The organism is Pseudoalteromonas sp. CO109Y (assembly GCF_004208935.1).
GTDB lineage: Bacteria > Pseudomonadota > Gammaproteobacteria > Enterobacterales > Alteromonadaceae > Pseudoalteromonas > Pseudoalteromonas shioyasakiensis.
Window position 1 is genome coordinate 1 of record NZ_SGPD01000039.1, and the last position, 20,222, is coordinate 20,222.

Annotated in this window: 11 protein-coding genes; 3 read left to right on the top strand and 8 right to left on the bottom strand. The window is 43.9% G+C overall.

Annotated elements, in window-relative coordinates:
* Positions 1–241: 241 nt before the first annotated feature.
* The 4 genes from EXT43_RS16150 to arfA all read right to left on the bottom strand — a co-directional run bounded on the left by EXT43_RS16150 (position 242) and on the right by arfA (position 8,433).
* Positions 242–2,875, bottom strand: coding sequence for a glycosyl hydrolase family 18 protein (locus tag EXT43_RS16150; RefSeq protein ID WP_130167425.1), 2,634 nt, complete (start codon positions 2,873–2,875; stop codon positions 242–244).
* A 65-nt stretch (positions 2,876–2,940) separates the two neighbouring features.
* On the bottom strand, positions 2,941–4,548 hold the full coding sequence (locus tag EXT43_RS16155; protein ID WP_130167426.1) for a lytic polysaccharide monooxygenase: 1,608 nt from the start codon (positions 4,546–4,548) through the stop codon (positions 2,941–2,943).
* A gap of 52 nt (positions 4,549–4,600) precedes the next feature.
* Positions 4,601–7,777 carry a glycosyl hydrolase family 18 protein gene (locus tag EXT43_RS16160; protein WP_062564742.1) on the bottom strand — a complete coding sequence of 1,059 codons (3,177 nt, stop codon included), beginning with the start codon at positions 7,775–7,777 and terminating at the stop codon, positions 4,601–4,603.
* A 464-nt stretch (positions 7,778–8,241) separates the two neighbouring features.
* Positions 8,242–8,433: an alternative ribosome rescue factor ArfA gene (gene arfA / locus EXT43_RS16165; RefSeq protein WP_054563243.1), complete on the bottom strand. Its 192-nt coding sequence runs from the start codon at positions 8,431–8,433 to the stop codon at positions 8,242–8,244.
* A gap of 234 nt (positions 8,434–8,667) precedes the next feature.
* On the opposite strand from arfA, the gene EXT43_RS16170 reads away from it, so the two are divergent.
* The gene (locus tag EXT43_RS16170) at positions 8,668–10,539 is read left to right on the top strand and encodes a monovalent cation:proton antiporter-2 (CPA2) family protein (protein WP_062564743.1); all 1,872 of its coding nucleotides are present in this window, start codon (positions 8,668–8,670) and stop codon (positions 10,537–10,539) included.
* A gap of 1,335 nt (positions 10,540–11,874) precedes the next feature.
* Here EXT43_RS16170 and EXT43_RS16175 read toward each other — a convergent pair.
* From EXT43_RS16175 to EXT43_RS16185, 3 genes are all read right to left on the bottom strand, one after another.
* On the bottom strand, positions 11,875–14,418 hold the full coding sequence (locus EXT43_RS16175; protein WP_130167427.1) for a TonB-dependent receptor: 2,544 nt from the start codon (positions 14,416–14,418) through the stop codon (positions 11,875–11,877).
* 315 nt (positions 14,419–14,733) lie between these two features.
* The gene (locus EXT43_RS16180; RefSeq protein ID WP_054563239.1) at positions 14,734–15,384 is read right to left on the bottom strand and encodes a UPF0149 family protein; all 651 of its coding nucleotides are present in this window, start codon (positions 15,382–15,384) and stop codon (positions 14,734–14,736) included.
* Positions 15,385–15,466: 82 nt separating this feature from the next.
* On the bottom strand, positions 15,467–16,426 hold the full coding sequence (locus EXT43_RS16185) for an ATP-binding protein (protein WP_130167428.1): 960 nt from the start codon (positions 16,424–16,426) through the stop codon (positions 15,467–15,469).
* Between the two features lie 95 nt (positions 16,427–16,521).
* On the opposite strand from EXT43_RS16185, the gene EXT43_RS16190 reads away from it, so the two are divergent.
* Both EXT43_RS16190 and hemH read left to right on the top strand, forming a co-directional pair.
* Complete coding sequence (locus tag EXT43_RS16190; RefSeq protein WP_130167429.1) at positions 16,522–17,829, top strand: HD domain-containing phosphohydrolase; 1,308 nt, start codon at positions 16,522–16,524, stop codon at positions 17,827–17,829.
* Between the two features lie 78 nt (positions 17,830–17,907).
* Positions 17,908–18,930 (top strand): ferrochelatase, encoded by a 1,023-nt coding sequence (hemH, locus tag EXT43_RS16195; RefSeq protein WP_130167430.1) that lies wholly within the window; start codon positions 17,908–17,910, stop codon positions 18,928–18,930.
* Between the two features lie 60 nt (positions 18,931–18,990).
* Here the strand turns inward: hemH and EXT43_RS16200 are convergent, their stop codons facing one another.
* A complete protein-coding gene (locus EXT43_RS16200; RefSeq protein ID WP_130167431.1) occupies positions 18,991–20,139 on the bottom strand; it encodes a benzoate/H(+) symporter BenE family transporter in 1,149 nt (382 codons plus the stop codon).
* Between the last annotated feature and the right edge of the window lie 83 nt (positions 20,140–20,222).

The window sequence follows — 20,222 nt, forward strand, 5'->3', positions numbered from 1 at the left end:
CACCCTAGGGTATAAAAGTCCCATGCAGTACGAACAAGTTAATTAAACCCCGTGTCTACTTTATCGGGGTCAGATCAGCTACAGGTCGTCTGACCGCTGAAGGCTGAAAGCTGACAGCTTCTTTCCCCTTTCCCCTCGCTAACTTTACTCTTTCTAACTTCCCCCCACAAAAAAGCAGCCATAAGGCTGCTTTGAAGGGAAATCACATTTTAATGATGGGCATTAAATGTGGTTATTACACTTAAAGTGCTTTCCATACATCCGCGACACCTGGCTCGTCTCCTTGAGTCCACCATTTCGCTTCGTATTTATTACCTTGGTAAGTGACTTGGTCGCCACCGTTGTAGATACCCGCAGCTTGCCACACAACATCACCGTTCCCATCGGTTGGTTGTGAAGTTGCTTCCCATGGGCCGCCTAAATCAGGGCGCTCACCTTGTGTCCACCACTTAGCGGTGTACTCTACGCCGTTATAAATCACCGTATCACCACCAACATAAGTCGCCGCTGCATCCCATGTGGTTTCACCATCTGGCGGAGTTGTTGTACCAGAATCTGTCACGGTGACATTAAAGCTCACTGCTGTTGCAGTTTGACCATCACTTACCGAAACCGACACAACATAACTTGTATCTGCATCAACGCTGCCCGCTTGTAAACTCACATCAGCACCAGAGCCTACTAACGTTAAGCCTGCTGGCACTGTCCAGCTGTATGAAAGCGTATCTCCATCAGCATCAGATGCCGAAACAGCCACGTCCACACTCGCGTCTTCTGCCACTGTTTTATCAGTAATTGCCGCAACGACTGGTGCTTGGTTCTCGCCTGTCGTTGGTGCTACTACATTCACTGTAACGTTACGGCTTACACTTGCCTCGCCATCGCTCACACTGACAGTAACCGTGTATTGCGTATCAGCACTCACTGATGGCGCTGTGATTACAAGGGTATTTGAATTTTCACCGCTTACTGTTAACGCACTGTCAGCTGTCCAGCTAAAGCTTAGCGGATCGTTATCAGCATCTGTTGCCGATGCACTAACAGATACACTTTCGCCAGAGTTAACAGATACAGTGCTTGATACAGATACCACTGGCGCTCTATTGCTAGGCTCAGTGACGGTACCACCAAGTGCCTCGTGCATGGCATTAAGAATATCGCCATTATCAGCATCAATTTCCCATGCAAACAGACCACCTAAATTATATTGATTAACATAAGCACCTTTTGCCAAAACAGAACGACGGTTATCGTATGTAATTAATTTACCGTTGCTACGGTTCCATACATAAGCGGCTTCGGCTTGTTCGTCATAACCTGTTTCAAACCCATTGATGCCATTTTCTGCAGCGCCCAACATGTAAGTTTTGATGCCTTTGTAATCAATAACACCGTCTTCCCATACGCCTTGCGCTGTAGTGCCTTTAAGTTTGCCGTTGCCTGGTGCTGTCATAGGGTTATCAGCGATAGTCGTGTTTTCTGGATAAACGCCTTCCCAGCCACGGCCATACATAGCGGCACCTACCACGATTTTCTTCGATGGTACGTTTTGCGCGAGTAGATTTTGCACTGCGTTATCAGTTGTGTAAGCAGGGCCTTTATATGGAACGCCTTCTTCATCAACACCCGTGCCATCACACTGACCAACACGGAAATGCGATGAACAATAAAGCGCAGCCTGATGGCCAGTTACATTGCTCCATGCACCATAGTAGTCGTAGCTCATTAAGAAAATGTAATCCATATATTGCTGAGCTTGTGAGTAGTCGACATCTTCAATTTTGTCGTAACCTGCACCAATCGCTGATGTTAACTCATACTCACGACCTGTCTCTGCTTCAAGCTTATCAAGCATCGCGCGCAGCTCTTGCATTAACGCAACGTATGCTGGGCCGTCAGCAACTGGGTCGCCTAAGTTTGGATTAGCACCCTGACCACCTGGGTATTCCCAGTCAATATCAACACCGTCGTAGAACTTCCACGTTCTTAAAAACTCTTCCATTGATGCAACAAACGTGTCGCGATTTGCTTTATCGGTAAAGTAGGCAAATGGGTCTGATAAAGTCCAACCACCCACTGATGGTAAAATTTTCAGATCAGGATAGCGCTGCTTTAACGCCATTAACTGCGAATACGTACCACGAATTGGGTCATTACTATCAACACCTGGTAGTGCTTTTTGAATCGCAGCCCATGGGTCGTGGATCACGACTTCAAAATCTTGCGAGCCTGCACACGCCGTATTTAGCGCGTTTTTAGGACCGCCAGTTAATGAATCATTAGGTCCACAAATTGGAATAAATCCATACAAGATATGACTGAGGTTTTGCGCTGGGATATTAGTTACGTCGAAATCGCGACCATAAATACCCCATTCAACAAAGTAGGCACCGGTTACAAGGCCATCTTTGGTGCCAATATCTTGGTTGTTTGGATCATAATCCATCGGCAATGGCGCTAAGTGACCGCCATCTGTATCGGCAATAACAATTGGCTTACCTTCACTGCGAGCACAGGTGGTACCGCCTTCACATAGTTCTACATATAATGTGTGACGACCAGCTTTATCATACGGGAAGCTAATAACACCACTTTTAGTGCCCGCTGCCAGCGAGCCTTCATTAACCAACATATCATCGAAGTACACTTTATAGCTGTCGCCGCCGTCACCACTCCATGCGTTCCATTCAATGCTGATAGTGACTTCATCAACGCGGTTCACCAAGCTCTTATATGAACCGGTGCCTTCAAGGTCAACCTCAACAAATGAGTACTCTTGTGGTTCCCAAATAATGGTCGGTGTTGATGGCGCTGCATTTGCTGCACTTGCAAAGAGTGCAACACCAATGGCTGCGCTTAATTGTTTTATATTCATGATTCTCTCTTATCTGTTTTTATATAGCGTTACGCTGTTATTGATAAAGTTTGAACTACAAAACTTTAGATTTCTGTCCATACTTGGCTGGCACCCGGTACATCTCCTTGGGTCCACCACTGCGCTCGGTAGCGCTGTCCTTGATAGGTTACTTCGTCGCCGCCTTGATAGGCTTTGCCGCTGTTCCATTCGATTGATGCACTGCCAGATTCAAGCTGCCATGCATCACTACTGTCTGGTTGTGCGCCTTGGTTCCACCATTTCGCACTGTAAACTCCGCCGTTAAAACTCACTTTATCGCCCGTGTTGTATTGGCTTGTGCTATTCCAAGCAGGCACGCTCGGATCAACAGGATCAGGGTCGACAACAGTGCTATTAAGCACAGTCACGGTAAAACTTACTTGGCTTGTGAGCTCGCCATCTGACACCGATACGCTCACGGTGTAACTTGTATCAGCATCTACAGCGGGGGCGTTTAGCGTGATGTTGGCATCGCTACCCGTAAAGCTCAGTGGTGCCGGTACATCCCAGCTATAAGTTAAGGTGCTTTGCTGATCATCAAAGGCGTGCAGGTGTATCGCTGTGCTGCTCTCTTCTTCAACTTGAAGGTCATCTGGTTGATGAATAATTGGCGCGGTATTTTCAGGAGCCGCTTGTACGCTTAGTGCAAAGCTGTAGTTTGCATTCGTTGTAAAGACTTGATTAGTCATTAAATCAGACGCATCAAAGGCAATATCTCCGGCGCTATTTTGCACGCCAATATTAACTAAGTGCGCGTAATTAAGGTTTAACAACGCTGCAAATTCAGCCTGCCAATTAGCTTGATTATCAGCAGTGATCTGCATTTGTTGAGTAAGTAACTCTTGGCCATTTTCATCAAATAACCGAGCTGACACACTACCGCCAACCTCAGCGTCTTGTCCTTGACGAACAAAGTAGCTGATTGCTGTCCAATCGCTTGGCTCTGTCGGGGTCGCATCGCTAACGATATTAATATCGCTACAGTTGTAGAAGCCTTCGCCACCGGCATCATCTCGTTGCCAACGCGTGTATAAAATGGCATCGCCACTGCGCCCTTGTGGAATCGACAGGCTCATTTCATAGTAACGATCGTTGTTAGCGTCAATGCTAAAATCAAGATTGCCGTACTCTTCAACAAGCTCTAGATCGTCCCAAGTAAGCACTTGAGTTGCACTATCAAAGCCCGGTTTTGTTAAATAAAACTGCCAAAAACTCGGGTTATGCGGCGTACTCGCTAAAAAGCGCACTAAAATATCGCCATTTGCATTAGGAATAACCTCACTGCGTTGCCAATGCGCTGAAGGTAAATCCATACCGCGTTTTTCTGGGTCGCCTGCGGCACATAATCGGCCATCAGGTACACTTTGTTTTACTGCTTCAAGGTCAGTGTAGTTAACCGTATTTGCCGAGTATTCAATGTCTTGCACAAACTGCACATGTCCTGCTTCAACAAATGCTGCGCGGCAAGCGAGGTTAGGGATCCCTGTGCCATCAGCAGGCCACCAGTACCCGCCATCAGCATTACAAAATGCTTGGCGTGCCTTTGGGCTTTCTAAGAATCCGTGGGCATTCACATGGCTTGATGCACAGGCAATCAGCATGCTGGTTGCCACTGCCGATAAAGACAATGCCTTTGATTTCATTACTTTCATTGTTGTTCTCGCTGTAGTAATGCGGAGCAAAGTGCTTGCTCCGCTTAGTTGGTTAAAGCGTGCAACTCACCGTCCAGTCAGCCGATGTGCCTGGCTCTGTGCTCGTCCACCACTTTGCTTCGTAAATCACGTTGTTGTGATTCATTAAGTCGCCGCCAACAGCATGGCTTGGGTTACCAGCCCAGTCAGTTTGCGGCCAATTTGGATACACAGGGATGCTTGCTACATCAACACCATTACAGCTTCCCTCGCCACCCGTATCACCACCGGTATCACCACCGGTATCACCGCCAGTATCACCACTGCCTGCAGTGCCATCTGGTAGCATTGGGTATTCGTATTTAAAAGCGTAAGTTTTGCCATTTTTCTCAATAGTGAAATTAGTTGGCCCCGTAATTGGCATGTAGTACATAACTTGTGCCTCAACGGTTTCACCTGTGTTAAATGACTTTTCGATACCGCCCCACTCATTCACTAAGGTGATTGAAAAACGATGGAACTCATTTTCAAAGCCGCCGATATTATCGCCAGCTGCATTCGAGCCATTCGCTTCAACAGCCATGCCGAGCTTTTCTTGTGCATTCCAATTTGATTTGAAAATTGCCGAGGTAGAAACGGGCACATCAAAGCTGATTTTTGCGCCGCTTAAGTCGATATCTGAGTTATTGGTGAATGCGAATGTAGGTGAAATTGGGTAGTTATCATCACCAATTGGGAAGTCTTTCACTGTAAAGCTTACGTCTACAGCTTCGCTTGGCAGGGTAAAATCGACATTGCCTTGATGAGTGTTGTAAGCCACACCACTTTGGTTAAATTTATCGTAAGCAAGTGTGGTTAAGCTTGAGCCCATGAAGTACTCACCTTTCGCTGAGTCATAATCATAGTCACCAGCAAGCTCCCAGAACATAATGCCACCAAGGCCATTGTTGATAACATAATCAACTTTGGTTGCCATTGATTGCTCATCTTCAATTGATAAGAATACCTTTTTCTCTGCATTCCATAGCCATGGAGCAACCGCTACATCATCGTAAAAACGTGTGTAAGTACCCGTTAATACATCATCTGCATCGGTTTCTGGCGTTAGGCCATAGATTTCAAGGTAAGAAGGGTTAATGCCATTTTCGAGATTTTTCGCATGCCATAGCGGGTTCGAACCTGCTGGCATTTCTTCACCAACATCGTTCTTATCGTGCCATAGGTTATCTATGCCAAGTGCGCCATTACCGCATTGGTTTTTCTCACCAACGCCTGTCCCTTTAGCACATTTTGATTGATCTGGCAGCGCTGCTTGGCCCCATAAACCATTAGTACCGCCCGACACATCTTTAAAGCCACGGGTGTAATATGGAATACCAATATTGATTCGACCCGCAGAGACCGCACCGCGGAAGTAACGCACAGCCCAATCCGTATTTAAGTAACCAATACCTTCAAACTCAGCGGTGGTATAAACGCCCCATTGCGCTAATTCAGAATCAAGACCGGTATCAAACAAGGCTGCGTTGTGGCCTACATGTGAATTCCATGCACCATGTAAGTCATAAGACATAATGTTAACGTAATCGAGATACTTCACGCTTTGGAATGTTTCCATACCACGTAATAAGTAACCTGAAGATGGCGAAGCAATTGTTAACAAATAATGCTTACCTGCCTTTTCACCTGCAATATCAAGTTCTTCACGTAGTTTTTGCATCAATACGCGATACGAGGCATTAAGACCTGCACGACGTGCATTAGAGATAGGAAAATCATCAGGGTGGCCTGAGTCATTCATTGACGATGGGTATTCGTAATCAATATCGACACCATCAAAGCCGTAGGTTTCAATAAATTCAACGGCACTTTTCGCAAAGGCATCAATTCCCGCTTGATTCACGGAGCCATCGGCATTGGTTGTCATCGTGTAGAAACCACCGCTATTTACGCGAGTACCGTCTTCACCAAAATAACCGCCAGTTTCAGCCCAACCACCTACAGAGATTAAGGTTTTTACATCTGGGTGTTGTTTTTTGAATTTATTGAGTAAGTTAAAGTGACCTGTGTAACTAAAACTTGGATCCATTTCAGCGCCTGTAACGCCCGGCCAAGTCATATTTGTCGCTGGGTTGCCAGCTGCATTGGGATCACCAATCGAGACCTTGTTATTGCCATCAACATGCGCAAAGGCATAGTTAATATGGGTGATCTTGTCCCAAGGGATATCATTCACTAAGTAGCTTGGCTGACCATTGGCACCATTTCGCCAACTCGTAAAATAACCAATAACTCGGCGTGGATGATCGGCGCCCATTTTCTCGCGGCCATTTGTATCATACACACTACAGTATGGGGTATTCACACCCGGTGTTTGGTATAAGCCTTGCGGTTTACAATCGCTACCAGGTTCTGTTGCTTCAACAACATTAACAACTTTGCTTTGTGTATCCGTCGCGCCTTCGTTATCGGTCACCGTTAAGGTAAATGAAAATTGCCCAAGTGCTGGAGCCTGCCACGTATAACTTGAAGAAGCGGCACTTGCTTGATGAACTTCAGTGCTGTTTTCAGTTAACGATAACGCAGTCACTTGGCCATCGCTATCAGTGCCAGAAAGCGCAAACACCACACTGTCACCCACAGTTACTTGTGATGGCAGTGAGCTAAATTCAATGCTTGCCACTGGCGCTTGGTTAACCGGCTCAACGTCATCAGACACACTCACTGAATGTGCAACCGCTGTAGAGGTTAGCCCCAAATCATCCGTTGCGACCGCGCTTATCACATGGCTGCCTTGCGTTGCTTGCCAGCTCGCTGAATAAGGTGCGCTTGTCACTACACTCAGCGATGTACCATCAACAAAAAACTCTACACTTGCCACGCTACCATCAGGATCAGCGGCGACAGCGCTTATGACAACGCTGTCACTTGTGGTAAATAAAGAACCCTCTGCGGGTGTTAAGCTGCTAATTTGAGGTGCTTGATTCTCATTGACAACGCTGTCACAAACACTCAATAAACGCCACTCTTGATCGACACCAGAAGTCTCCACAGGGTTGGTTTGCGTCCACCACTTCGCTTCATAAGCGCTACCTTGTGCCTGAACCTGATCACCACCAACATGTGTTTGCCCTTGTTGCCACACTTCTAAGTTGCTGCAATCAATCGCAGCCTGTGCTGTAAAGCCGTATAAACCTAGTGACAGCGCACTCAGTTTAAAGGCATTTCTTATTAATTTATGCGAGCTCATTCGCTCCCTCCGCCCAAAGTTTTAATAACATTTATTTTACAAATCCAACTTTAAAGTAACACAAAGCGCTATTACGTCAAGCTTGTATTTACCTTTAAAGGGTAAAATAAACACACTTTTTGATGCGAGATTCAGTTAAAACCACTAAAAAAGAATTAATTATTTTTATCAACAAGCAAAAACGAGGATGATTCTACCGAGTAAGAATGAACATAAAGTTAACAATATTTTAACCATGGAAAGCACGGCACTTCTGGCTTGTATAAAAAACAAGCAACGTTTGTGTGAGGGTAGGCGAAAATAATTACCGTATCGATTATGGGTATATAACGAATAAATTAGTTTTCAGGTAATAATTTCTATAAAAATAGAGTGAAAATTATTCTTAACACGAAATTTAGTCATAAAAAAAGCAAACACTCAGTGTTTGCTTTTCACAAAAATCCTATTTGATCACAACTTAATTAAGCAGCGATTAAATAGGACTCTCGTCCTGCATGTTTTGCCTTACGTTGATATGCACCTTTACCTTTTTTAGGCTTCTCTACTTTTGCTGTGAACAGCTTAGATGTCACCATTGCGGCGTACACATTATCGTTAATGACACCGCGACCAGTATCTACTTGGCCTTGTGTGCGTTGTTTCTTTTTGCTCATTTTTTGCTCCTATTAAATGTGTTGCGAGTATATACCTAGCCTAGCGCTACGCAAGTATTTTTAAGGAAAAATCGATGATTTTTTACCCCTTACTTTGTCTTACTCGTTTTGACTAAACACCATGCCTTGTTGTCATTTTACTGACTAAATTCGTATTTTGATTGCATTCACTACCTAACTGCTGGCAAAACTAGCGAAAACAACCATAGTTAATTAAAAACAAACAGGATTACGATGACTGACTTTCTCTTAATCGCCTATATATTCCTCATTGCAGGCATTATCGCCGTGCCTATTGCCAGCAAATTTGGGCTTGGCTCTGTGCTTGGCTATTTACTCGCAGGTATTGTTATTGGGCCAACACTGACATTTTTAAATGTTGATGTGATTGCCATCCAGCATTTTGCTGAGTTTGGTGTAGTAATGATGCTGTTTATTGTTGGCTTAGAACTTGAACCCAAAGCGCTTTGGTCAATGCGAAAACAGCTTATTGGCCTTGGTGGCGGACAAGTGATTTTATCAGCTGCCGCGTTTACTGGGATTGGTTTAGCATTTGGCCATGCTTGGCAAACAGCACTTACAATAGGCTTAATTTTATCGCTTTCATCGACCGCGATTGTGCTGCAAACGCTTTCAGAGCGCGGGCTATTAAAATCAGATGGTGGCCAAGCCTCATTTAGCGTACTACTCACCCAAGACATAGCCGTTATTCCTATGCTTGCGTTTATTCCCTTGCTTGCTTTACCTGAATTAGCACCCGCCATTGCAGGTACAGCCCATGCAAGCGAAGACGGTCATGGTGGTTTGAGTTTGGTAGCAAACCTTGAGAGCTGGCAAGCAGCGCTGGTTACTTTAGGTATGATTACGCTCGTCGTTTTTGGCGGTAACTACTTAACCGCACCGATTTTTAGATTTGTTGCACAAGCACGGCTTCGCGAGCTATTTACCGCTACAGCCTTATTCTTCGTGATTGGTATCGCTTTGATGATGTCATTAGTTGGCTTATCACCTGCACTTGGCACCTTTTTAGCGGGTGTTGTGCTTGCAAATTCACCTTATAAACATGAGCTTGAAAGTAATATCGATCCCTTCAAAGGGCTATTACTTGGATTATTCTTTATCACCGTTGGCGCAAGTATCAATTTTCAATTACTCGCAGATAACCTAGCTACCATCGTGCTATTAACCGGCGCACTGATTGCAACTAAAACAGTTGTGCTATTAATTTTAGGCCGCATTTTTGGCTTAAGAGGCGCCGCACTTTGGTTGTTAGCACTAGGGCTTGCACAAGCTGGTGAGTTTGGTTTTGTACTACTGGCTTACAGTGTGTCTAATAATGTTTTAGCCGCAGCCGTTGCCGACCAACTATTACTGGTTGTGACCTTATCAATGCTGCTTTCGCCGGGGTTATTTATTCTCTATCAACGTGTGATAGCACCGCGCTTTATTTGTGAGCAAGCAGGAAAAGAAACAGAAGAGTTCCCTGATGATAGCCATGTGATCATCGCAGGCTCAGGCAGAATGGGTGGGCTGGTTGACCGTATTTTACAAGCTGGCGGCTATAAAACCACCGTGATTGATTACAACTACAAACAACTTGAGGCCCTTGAGCGTGTTGGTATTCGTAACTTTTTTGGTGATGCCACTCGACCAGATCTACTCAGTGCTGCAGGCATTGAAGATGCAAAACTGCTGGTTGTTGCGCTTGATGATGCCGAACAAATCACTAAATTAGTTCGCTATGCGATGCAAAATTACCCGCATTTACATGTGGTTGCCCGCGCCGTAGACCGCCATCATGTATACGATTTATGGGCTTACGGCTGTCGAGATATTATTCGCGAAACCTACGACAGCACCATGCGCATGGGCCGTTCATCATTTGAAGCACTCGGTATTGAACGAGAAAAAGCCCAAGAAATGGTCGATATTTTCAGTGAGTTTGATAAAGAAATGCTACGAGAAGCTGCCGATGTCTACGAGATCGGCGTGCCATTCGAAGAAAACCATGCCTATATCGAACGTATCACCAAATTATTCGATGAAAAAGAACCCGAAATAAAACAACAAATGCGCGAGATATGCGAGCGAGTTAAAAGGGACTAGGTTCGAGGGGCTAGGGGCTAGGGACTAGGAGCTAGGTTCGAGATGCGAGGTGCGAGGTGCGAGATGCGAGGTGAGAGATGTGAGGTACGAGATGCGTGGTGAGAGATACGAGATACGAGAGTAAACGCGATATAAATCTGATGCGTTCGTAGGAATGGCTTTAGCCATGAGCTCTAAAACACCACACAAATGTAAAACTAGTAGACGTAGGCGTGAAATTTATTTCGCGCGCCATGCAAGCATAACGCCTACGTAGCTAGGTTCGAGGTTCGAGGTTCTAGGTTCGAGGTTCGAGGTTCGAGGTTCGAGGTTCGAGAATAAACGCGATATAAAATCGCTGCTACGAATTTGATGTCGTTTGTAGGAATGGCTTCAGCCATGAACTCTCAAACACCACACCTATGTAAAACGATTAGACGTAGGCGTGAAATTTATTTCGCGCGCCATGCAAGCATAACGCCTACGTAGCTGGGTTCGAGAGAAACGCGATATAAAATCGCAGCTACAGACTCGTGTCTCTTGTCTCGAAACTCGCTAACTTTCCCCTTGCAACTTTACTCCCGTAACTTACCAAAATATAAAGGTATTAAATAATGTAATAAGGAGTATTACAGTATGGAAACGCTTAATAAAAAGGAAAAGCTGCTATCTATTTTGTTCAGATTGGCAGCAATTATTAATTTAACTGTCGGTATTTATTCGCTTATATTACAAGATCTAGACTGGATCGAATTCATTAGTTGTCTAGCAATTTCACTTATAATTTTAGCGGGTAGCTTAAACCCAAAGCTATTCTTTAAACCGGTAAAAAACATATTTTCACTACACTTCACTTTAGAGCCAATAATTAATTCGACTATCTACTACACAATTATAATTACAAGTTTGATTTTATTATTTGGGAGCATCCTACTAGAAAAATTTTGGAGTGCTTAAATGCGGGTGGATACCCTAATACAAGATGCGAGGTGCGAGATACGAGATACGAGAGTAAACGCGATATAAATCTGATGCGTTCGTAGGAATGGCTTCAGCCATGAGCTCTCAAACACCACTCAAATGTAAAACTAGTAGACGTAGGCGTGAAACTTGTTTCGCGCGCCATGCAAGCATAACGCCTACATAGCTAGGTTCGAGAGAAACGCGATATAAAATCGCTGCTACAGACTCGCATCTCATGTCTCGTATCTCGCACCTCGAAACTCGCTAACTTTCCCCTTTCAACTCTCTAATTAAAGACAACTGTCATTGATAAAGCGACAAATGTCGAATACTACAATTAAGCAAAAAAATAGCGCCGTTAGGCGCTATTTAAGTTTCATATCAACTTAGGAATTAAAAACTAAAACTTAGTTTTGCGTAGTAGGTCATACCATCAAAACCATAAGGTAGTGCACGAACAGGGTATTTGAATGCTTTATTCGTAATAAAATCAAGCGCTTCATCTTCGCCTAGCTCGTCTGGCGTTACATCAAAGATATTATCAATACCCGCCGATAGCATGAGTTCGTCAGTTAGCTGATAGCCCACGTTAACATCCACTAATACCGCTGATTCTACCGTGCTTGTGTCTTTAAACTCACCGGTAGGTGATAACTCATCAGGTAAACCAATGTGGTCATTACCAAAGTATTTAACGTCTGTTTCACCATAGTAGTTAAAGCGTAGCATGCTGTTGAAATCACCACGATCGTATTCAAACGTTAGCGTTGCACGCTCACCAGGTTGACCGTCTGTTAAGAAACTACGTTGTAAATCATCAAGGGCGATTGACTCAGGAATCCCCTCAGGTGCATTTACATCATCAATTTCAGTTTCGTTAATGTTACCCGCAAAGGTTGCTGAGAAATTACCGTCATACAAATCGGTGGTGTACGAAGCAATAATATCAACCCCTTTGGTGGTTGAATCAACTGAGTTTGAGAAGTAGTTAGCTTGCTGTGCTCCTGTTGCATTAAGCGCGGCCACGGCCTCGGCACTAAATGAAACATCGTCCGCCGACATTAAGCTGCCAAGGGTAATTCTGTCTTTAATAGCAACATGGTAAAAATCAACGGTTAGCGATAAATCGCTAGTTACGTTGTAAACAAAACCTGCACTTAAGTTTTCTGAGCTTTCAAGGCCAAGGCTATCAACGCCAAGTGCTGATGGGAAATCAGAGCCCGCTGTTGCTGTGAATGATTGCAATAACACGCCACCAGCACCTAAGTTGGTGGTGTAGGCTGTATAGGCACTTTGTTGCAGTGATGGTGCTCTAAAGCCAGAAGAAATCGCACCACGCACGGCAAAGTCATCGGTAATTTCATAGCGCGTTGCTAGCTTACCAATGATGTCATCACCTGCATCAGAGAAGTCTTCATAACGAAGCGCTGTACTTACTTGCCATGCGTCCGTGATCAGCGTTTCGGCATTTACATAAAATGCATAGCTGTGACGGCTCTCTTTGTTTGACGCTTCAGGGCGTAAACCGTTATAAGCTTGGAAACCACACTCAGCGAATACGCTGCTGTCGTTTACCGCAGGGTATGAGGTATCTGAATTAGCTAAACCACATGCATAAGAGGCTTCTTCGCCCGGCACGATTTCATAATTTTCTTTACGGTACTCAGCACCCACAGATACGTATAATGGCTCGCTGCGACCAATATCTACAATACCATTAAGGTCTGCATTAACGGTTGTTTGATCAAATCTAAAGCCACCTGAGTATCCGCCTGAAGGGCCCGCATTAGCAGCAATATCAGCATCACTTGCATCTGGGTTATTCGCCACATATTCAGCAGCATACGACGCATTTAGAGTATTTTTTGAAGTGAAATCATAGCTATTCTCACCATATACGGCAGATACGTCATAGCTCCAATCTGGATTTAGCTCTCCGCGCAAACCAAGTGAAAACGAAATATCTTCGGCTTCGTTATCGATACGAGGTAAAAAGCCATCGCCATATACTTGCACAACGTTCTTCGCTGCTTGGTCAAAGTTACGGTAAAAACCATTACCTAGGGCAGTACGGTTTGAGTATCCGCCAAATGAGTAAAGCTCGGTCTCACCAAATGGTAATGCCATGTTATAAAACACAGAGGTAAATTCGCTATCAGCATTCCCCTGTCCCCAACGAACTTCGTCAGACAGCGTACCGGCTGGTACATCAACTGAGCCTCCAGTATCACGTTCAGCTCGGTTGGTGCCATCAGCATCACGGTATTCTAAAGAAAAGTTAATGAAGCCGCCTTCATCACCTAAATCAAAGCCACGGTTTAAACCCATTGAAATAGTGTCACCATCGCCTTCACCCGTGCTACCCGCTTGCACATAGCCCGTTGTAACACCCGTTGAATCGTTTAACGATAAGTTGATAACACCGGCTATCGCATCAGAACCATATTGCGCAGCAGCACCATCACGAAGTACTTCAACGCCTTTTAACGCAGTAAGCGGAATCGCATTCATATCGGTACCCGCAGCACCGGCACCTACAGTACCATTTAAACCAAAAATAGATTGGTTATGGCGGCGTTTACCATTTATAAGCACTAACGTTTGGTCTGGCTGTAAACCACGAAGAGTCGCAGGTCTAAATAAGTCAGAGCCATCTGACACTTGCGTACGAGAAAAGTTAAATGAAGGAGCCGTCGCTTGCAGACTTTGGCCCAGTTCAGTGAAACCACCTTTGTTTAAGTCGTCAGCATCAATCAAATCAACCGGCGATGTTGATTCGGTAGCCGTACGATTGGCAACCCGCGAGCCTAATACAGAGATTTGTTCGATGTTTTTATCTGCTTTTACAGCAGATGCTTGCTCTGCTGCTTGCACTGAAGTCGCAGAAACAGCCACACTAACCGCAACGGCCAGCATACTTAAAGAATGTGTTGTCATGTGTATCCTGTTGATATTCCGGCTTTCCTTAAAACAAAAAGACGCCCCTTTTGGAGAAATTAAGAAAAGCACTAAGCACGTGTTGTTGATTTTAGAAATCACGATTTTGAAAGCTAACTCAAGCCTGCGAATTAACTCTTGCAAAACATCCTATCAACAAATCCACAAAATGAAAGAAAAATCAGGTACGACTTAGGTATAAATATTTCCATTTGTAGTATTAATGGAGTTTTTAAGGTTGGGATTATTCATTTTTCAGTAGAAATAAGCAAAATAATGCAACTATCAGCTTATCTCCACTATGGAGGGAAATGTTTACTGATCTTGCTCAAGCATCGCCAGTTTTTCATCTTCAAGCATTAACGCCATAGTGGCAATCTCAGATAAGCTCTCGTCTAGCGCATTAAAGAAGGTGACAAACCCTTCGCCTAGTTTTTCTGGTTCAGGATGATTTGCCAGCGCCTGATCCCACATTGCAAAAGTAGTAAGTAAATCGAGTGTTGCTTCAAAATTATCAATAAACAACTGGCCATCTTCGCTTTCGTTTTCTTGCTGCGAATCAGCCTTGAGTAAAAATTGTAAATCGCTGTGCCAAATATCTTGGTTCACAATGTACGCTGCAATATACCCGCTACAAAAGTCTTGTAGTGCTTGGCTTGGTTCATTGCTGTTAACTTCATTTGGGTATAATTCGGCTAAGATTTTCTTTTGTTCAACTTGTGCTTCGGTAACGTTGTCGAGCAGCTCAATCATTGCATCGCGCGGCTCTGAATCTGTCATTAAGGTGTTGAATACCGCTTCATCATTATCGGCAATATAATTTGCTAACTCTGACTCACCAAAAAACTCTGAGCAGGCTAACAAACCAGACATATAGCCAATCACTTGATCCAAGCTGACTTGATTAGTTTCGCTTTGACTAGCGAGGTAATTTTTAAATACATCCGAACTTTGTTGGTTAAGCATATTGAGCCTTTACATGTTGTTTTGGTAAGGGTGTATTCCTACCCTAGCGAATTCACAAATTTTTGCAACAACTGAAATACTGTCAGCTAGTTACAGTCTTCCTGACCTGACTTTGTACCGGGAACACGCAGCTAATTCGTGTGCCCATTCCTTCTGTACTTTGAATATCAATACATCCTTGATGTTCATGCACTATGGCATATACCATGGTCATCCCCATGCCGGTACCTTCTCCAACGGGTTTGGTGGAGTAAAAGGGATCGTATATTTTCGCAATGGTTTCTTCTGACATACCGGCGCCATTGTCTTCAACATCGATATAAATATGCTGCTCAAGTTCATACACAGCAACGGATATTTCAGCTTTTGCGCTTAAATTATCACAAGCTTGTTTGGCATTAATTAAGATATTAACAATCACTTGGCTTATTGCGGGTAAGTTACACCAACTTTGCGATATAGGACTGTATTGGGTTTGTAAATTACAATCACGGAGTTGGTTTGCTAGTAGTTTAACGGCACTTTTTACCGCCTCGGTCATATCGGCAAATTGCTTGTCGTGACCTTTTGGCCGAGAAAAATCCAGTAAATTGGCAACAATTTTACTGATCCTTTGCAAGCCTTGTGAGGTGTCGCTTATTAGTTCAGGTAAGTCATCAGCCATAAAGCGAAACGAGTGCACTTTATTAAGCTCTGTTAACTGCTTACAAAACGTGGCTTTATCAGTATCGTTGCAGGCAAATTCATCACATACAGCAAGTAACTCGCTAAAGTAATTACAGTAATTTTTTAAACAATCGACATTACTAATGCTATAGGCAAGAGGGTTATTTATTTCATGGGCAACCCCAGCACAAAGAGTGCCTAAAGTGGCCATTTTTTCGGCTTGAATGAACATAGCTTGATGATGCTCTAAGTCAGCAATTTTTTGCTCAAGCTCACTGTTTAATGCCACTAGAATACGGCTTTTGTCTGCGAGCAATTGTTCAGCTTCTTCTCTGGCCGCTTTTTCTAACAAATAGGCTTGCTTAAAGTCATCCATATTCGTCTCAAACTCTGTTTGTCTCTTTTAAAACCTAGCACAAGGCTTGATTTAAGGCTATGTTATTGATTAACGATGACTCATAGTAAAACGGTATGGCAGAACAAGTTAGCAAGCAACATATTCAGGTTTTATGCATTGATGACGACGAAATCGTCTTGAGGACTCTTTTGCGCCTGTTATCAGCGAATAACATCACTGCAAAAGCCTGCTCAGATCCACTTGAAGGGCTAAAGGTTTTGGCTACTTATAGCTTTGATGTGATCATTTGCGACATGCGTATGCCAAACATGGACGGCGCCGACTTCTTTGCACAAGCACTTAATATAGACCCAGAACCACACCGAATTTTGCTAACCGGTTACTCAGATATCGACAACACCATTGCCGCTGTCAATAAAGGTAAAATTCATGCCTATATCCAAAAGCCATGGCAAAACGAATTACTGCTACGAAACATTAGTGATGGCATAGAAAAAACCTCATTAAAGCGCCAAAACAAGCAGTTAGAGCAAAAAATCAAAGCGCAAAACAGCCAGTTAAAAGAGCTAAACAACAACCTTGAGCAAATGGTAGAAAAGCGTACGTTACAAATTCGAAAAGTGCTCAAACAACTCGAAGAAGTCAACGAGCGTGAAAAACACGAGCACCGTACCACCTTCGAAATCTTATATAACTTTATAAACGCTAACCCCTACCTAGATGGTAACCAAGCGCAAAATATAGCCACAACTTGTAAGCAACTAGCACAAAGCCTTGGCTTAGAAAAACAGCGAATTGAAAGAGCAGAAATAACAGGTTATCTTGCACAAATTGGCTTGCTCGCTATGGAGCCTGAGCTTTATAAAAAGCCAACCAGAGAACTAACCGAAAACCAAAAAAAAATCTTTTACACCCATCCAAGTACCGCGCAGTTAATGCTCATGCCTGCTACCCATTTACATGATGTCTCGGAGGCTATTTATTACCAATTCGAACATTACAATGGGACAGGCCAACCTAAAGGCTTAAAAGGAAAAGAAATTCCGATAAAAGCTATGATATTAGCGGTAGCAAGAGATTTTTGGCTAGCAGTTGAACAATTCAAGAGCGCAGACGAAAGTGACTTTGAAAGAGCACGTGATCAACTACAGCTATATAGCGGAACCTATTATCACCCTAAAATCCTAGAAGCCCTTAACAACATAGAAATTAAGTGTGCCAGCGATCAAAAAGTCGGCACCATGAAAATTATCTCGGCTCAAGATCTTAAAAACGGCATGGTACTTGGGCACGCACTAAGAAGCTACGACGGTATTTTGTTATTACCTAAAGGGCATGTGTTTGGTGCAAAATCAATTGCAAAGCTGCAGCAGCTTGAAGCAAGAAAACCGAATCCTTTCAGGATCATGATCAAAAATTAGCGAATAAAGTGATCACATAATCAGCTTACTTCGTTACAATGTGATTTATATTACGATTACTTCATATAGGAGCACTCAGTGTCGCGATTTTCCGCCATTACCGATAAGCCTCATGACGGCCGATTCAACAAAAAAACGGGCATTTTACTGACCAACTTAGGGAGCCCAGACGCCCCTACTACCGCGGCACTTAGAACTTATTTACGCGAGTTTTTATCGGACCCTCGAATTGTCGAGATCCCACGCTTTATTTGGATATTCATCCTTTATTGCTTTGTACTTACGTTACGCCCAAAACGCTCAGCAGCACTTTATAAAAGCATCTGGACTGAAAACGGCTCACCGCTCACGCATATTACCCGAGAGCAAAGCAAAAAATTGGCAGCCCTTTTAAAAAACAAAGGACACCACGACACTGAAGTGGTCATGGCCATGCGCTACGGAAACCCTTCAATTGAAGCGGGCCTTGAAGAGCTGCGCGAAAAAGGCATCACTCGCGTGATCGTACTGCCAATGTACCCGCAATATTCAAGCACTACTATTGGCTCAACGTTTGATGCTGTATCGAATGTTCTTCGTAAGTGGCGCTGGGTGCCTGAGCTACACTTTATTAATGGCTATCACGACAACCCAACATACATTGATGCCCTAGCCGCTAGCATTAGCGAAGATCTTAATGCCCATGGCACGCCCCAAAAATTGGTGTTTTCGTACCACGGTACACCTAAACTGTTTTTAGAAAACGGCGACCCTTACTATTGCTTTTGTATGCAAACCACCCGTTTAGTAGCAGAGAAACTTGGCTTTGAGAAAGACTTTGCTGTAACAACTTTCCAAAGCCGTTTTGGTAAAGCTGAATGGTTGAAGCCATACACAGACGCAACCCTTGAAAGCTACCCTGCTGAAGGGATTAAAGATGTTGCAATTCTAAGCCCTGCATTTAGTGCTGACTGTTTAGAAACGTTAGAAGAACTCGAAGGCGAAAACCGCGAAAACTTTGAACACGCAGGCGGTGAAAAGTACCGCTACATTCCTGCATTGAATACCCGCGATGACCATATCAATGCGATGTTTGAAGTGATAAAACCATTACTTAAATAACAAAAGGCCCTAGTTATTATATACAGTAACTAGGGCCTTTTTTAATATTTAAGCGTGTCATTAATCCTTACGTGTCATAACCAAAGTTACCGTGCCAGCAACAATCCCCCAAAACGCAGAACCAACAGAGAACAAAGTTAGGTTTGAAGCTGTAACTAAAAAGGTCACGATCGCAGCTTCGGTATAATACGCCTCAGTTAATGCTTGTTGTAAGCTACTCGCAATGGTGGCGAAGAGTGCAATGCCTGCCAACGCCAAAATTAATGCCTGTGGCAAACTTGCTACCAAACCGACCAAGGTTGCCGCAAGGAGCGCCATAATAATGTAAAAAACACCACCAGCAATGCTTGCCCAATAACGTTTGCTTGGGTTTTTATCGGCCTCAGGGCTCATACAAATGGCAGCCGTTATAGCCGCCAGGTTAATGGCATAACCACCAAATGGTGCAATAAATACATTTAAAAGCCCGGTTACATTTAACGCTGCCGATACAGGAGCTTTGTAATGATGTGCTTTTAAAACAGCAATACCCGGTAAGTTTTGCGACGTCATGGTGACAATAAACAGCGGCAAACCAACACTTATCATGGCGTTTAAGTCAAACTCAGGCGCAATGTAAGCAAACTCGCTCATTTTCCACTGCCAGCTAGAGGTATCAATCTGCCCAGTCACACCAGCCATTAAAAAGCCCGCAACAACCACTGCAAGCATAGCAAAGCGAGGAAAATAGCGCTTTCCACATAAATAAACAGCCACCATTAAACCAATGACTAAAGGTAGCTCACTCATAAAGTTGAACACATCAATACCAAAATTCACCAGCACGCCTGCAAGCATGGCACAAGCCAATTGGCTTGGGATCTTGTTCATCATTTTTTCGAACACGCCGGTAATACCAGACAAAAACACCAGCGCCGCCGAGAACATAAACGCGCCAACAGCTTGGTTTAAGCTATAACCTTGGGCACTTGAAATAAGGAGTGCCGCTCCGGTTGTTGACCACGCGATAAGAATGGGCACTTTGTAGTAATAAGACAACGCAATCGAGCTGACGCCCATCGCAAGACCAAGCATTAACACCCAGCTGGCAACTAAATCAGGTGTGCCACCTAACACCATAACAACCTGATAAATAAGCGCGATTGAACTGGTAAAGCCAATAATAACGGCCACTAATCCAGCGGTTGCTCGACTGATGAGCTGACTCATGTACACACACTCCTTGGCAATTAAAAATCTACCATATCCTATGATTTGCCAGATGGCACTGTACACTTTTGTAGTATTTTAAG

What these genes read in the sequence shown, in the direction of transcription:
- EXT43_RS16175 (WP_130167427.1), bottom strand. Translation starts at nt 14,418, where the DNA reads ATGACAACACATTCTTTAAGTATGCTGGCCGTTGCGGTTAGTGTGGCT.
- EXT43_RS16155 (WP_130167426.1), bottom strand. Translation starts at nt 4,548, where the DNA reads ATGAAAGTAATGAAATCAAAGGCATTGTCTTTATCGGCAGTGGCAACC.
- EXT43_RS16190 (WP_130167429.1), top strand. Translation starts at nt 16,522, where the DNA reads ATGGCAGAACAAGTTAGCAAGCAACATATTCAGGTTTTATGCATTGAT.
- EXT43_RS16170 (WP_062564743.1), top strand. Translation starts at nt 8,668, where the DNA reads ATGACTGACTTTCTCTTAATCGCCTATATATTCCTCATTGCAGGCATT.
- EXT43_RS16150 (WP_130167425.1), bottom strand. Translation starts at nt 2,875, where the DNA reads ATGAATATAAAACAATTAAGCGCAGCCATTGGTGTTGCACTCTTTGCA.
- EXT43_RS16180 (WP_054563239.1), bottom strand. Translation starts at nt 15,384, where the DNA reads ATGCTTAACCAACAAAGTTCGGATGTATTTAAAAATTACCTCGCTAGT.
- arfA (WP_054563243.1), bottom strand. Translation starts at nt 8,433, where the DNA reads ATGAGCAAAAAGAAACAACGCACACAAGGCCAAGTAGATACTGGTCGC.
- EXT43_RS16160 (WP_062564742.1), bottom strand. Translation starts at nt 7,777, where the DNA reads ATGAGCTCGCATAAATTAATAAGAAATGCCTTTAAACTGAGTGCGCTG.
- EXT43_RS16200 (WP_130167431.1), bottom strand. Translation starts at nt 20,139, where the DNA reads ATGAGTCAGCTCATCAGTCGAGCAACCGCTGGATTAGTGGCCGTTATT.
- EXT43_RS16185 (WP_130167428.1), bottom strand. Translation starts at nt 16,426, where the DNA reads ATGGATGACTTTAAGCAAGCCTATTTGTTAGAAAAAGCGGCCAGAGAA.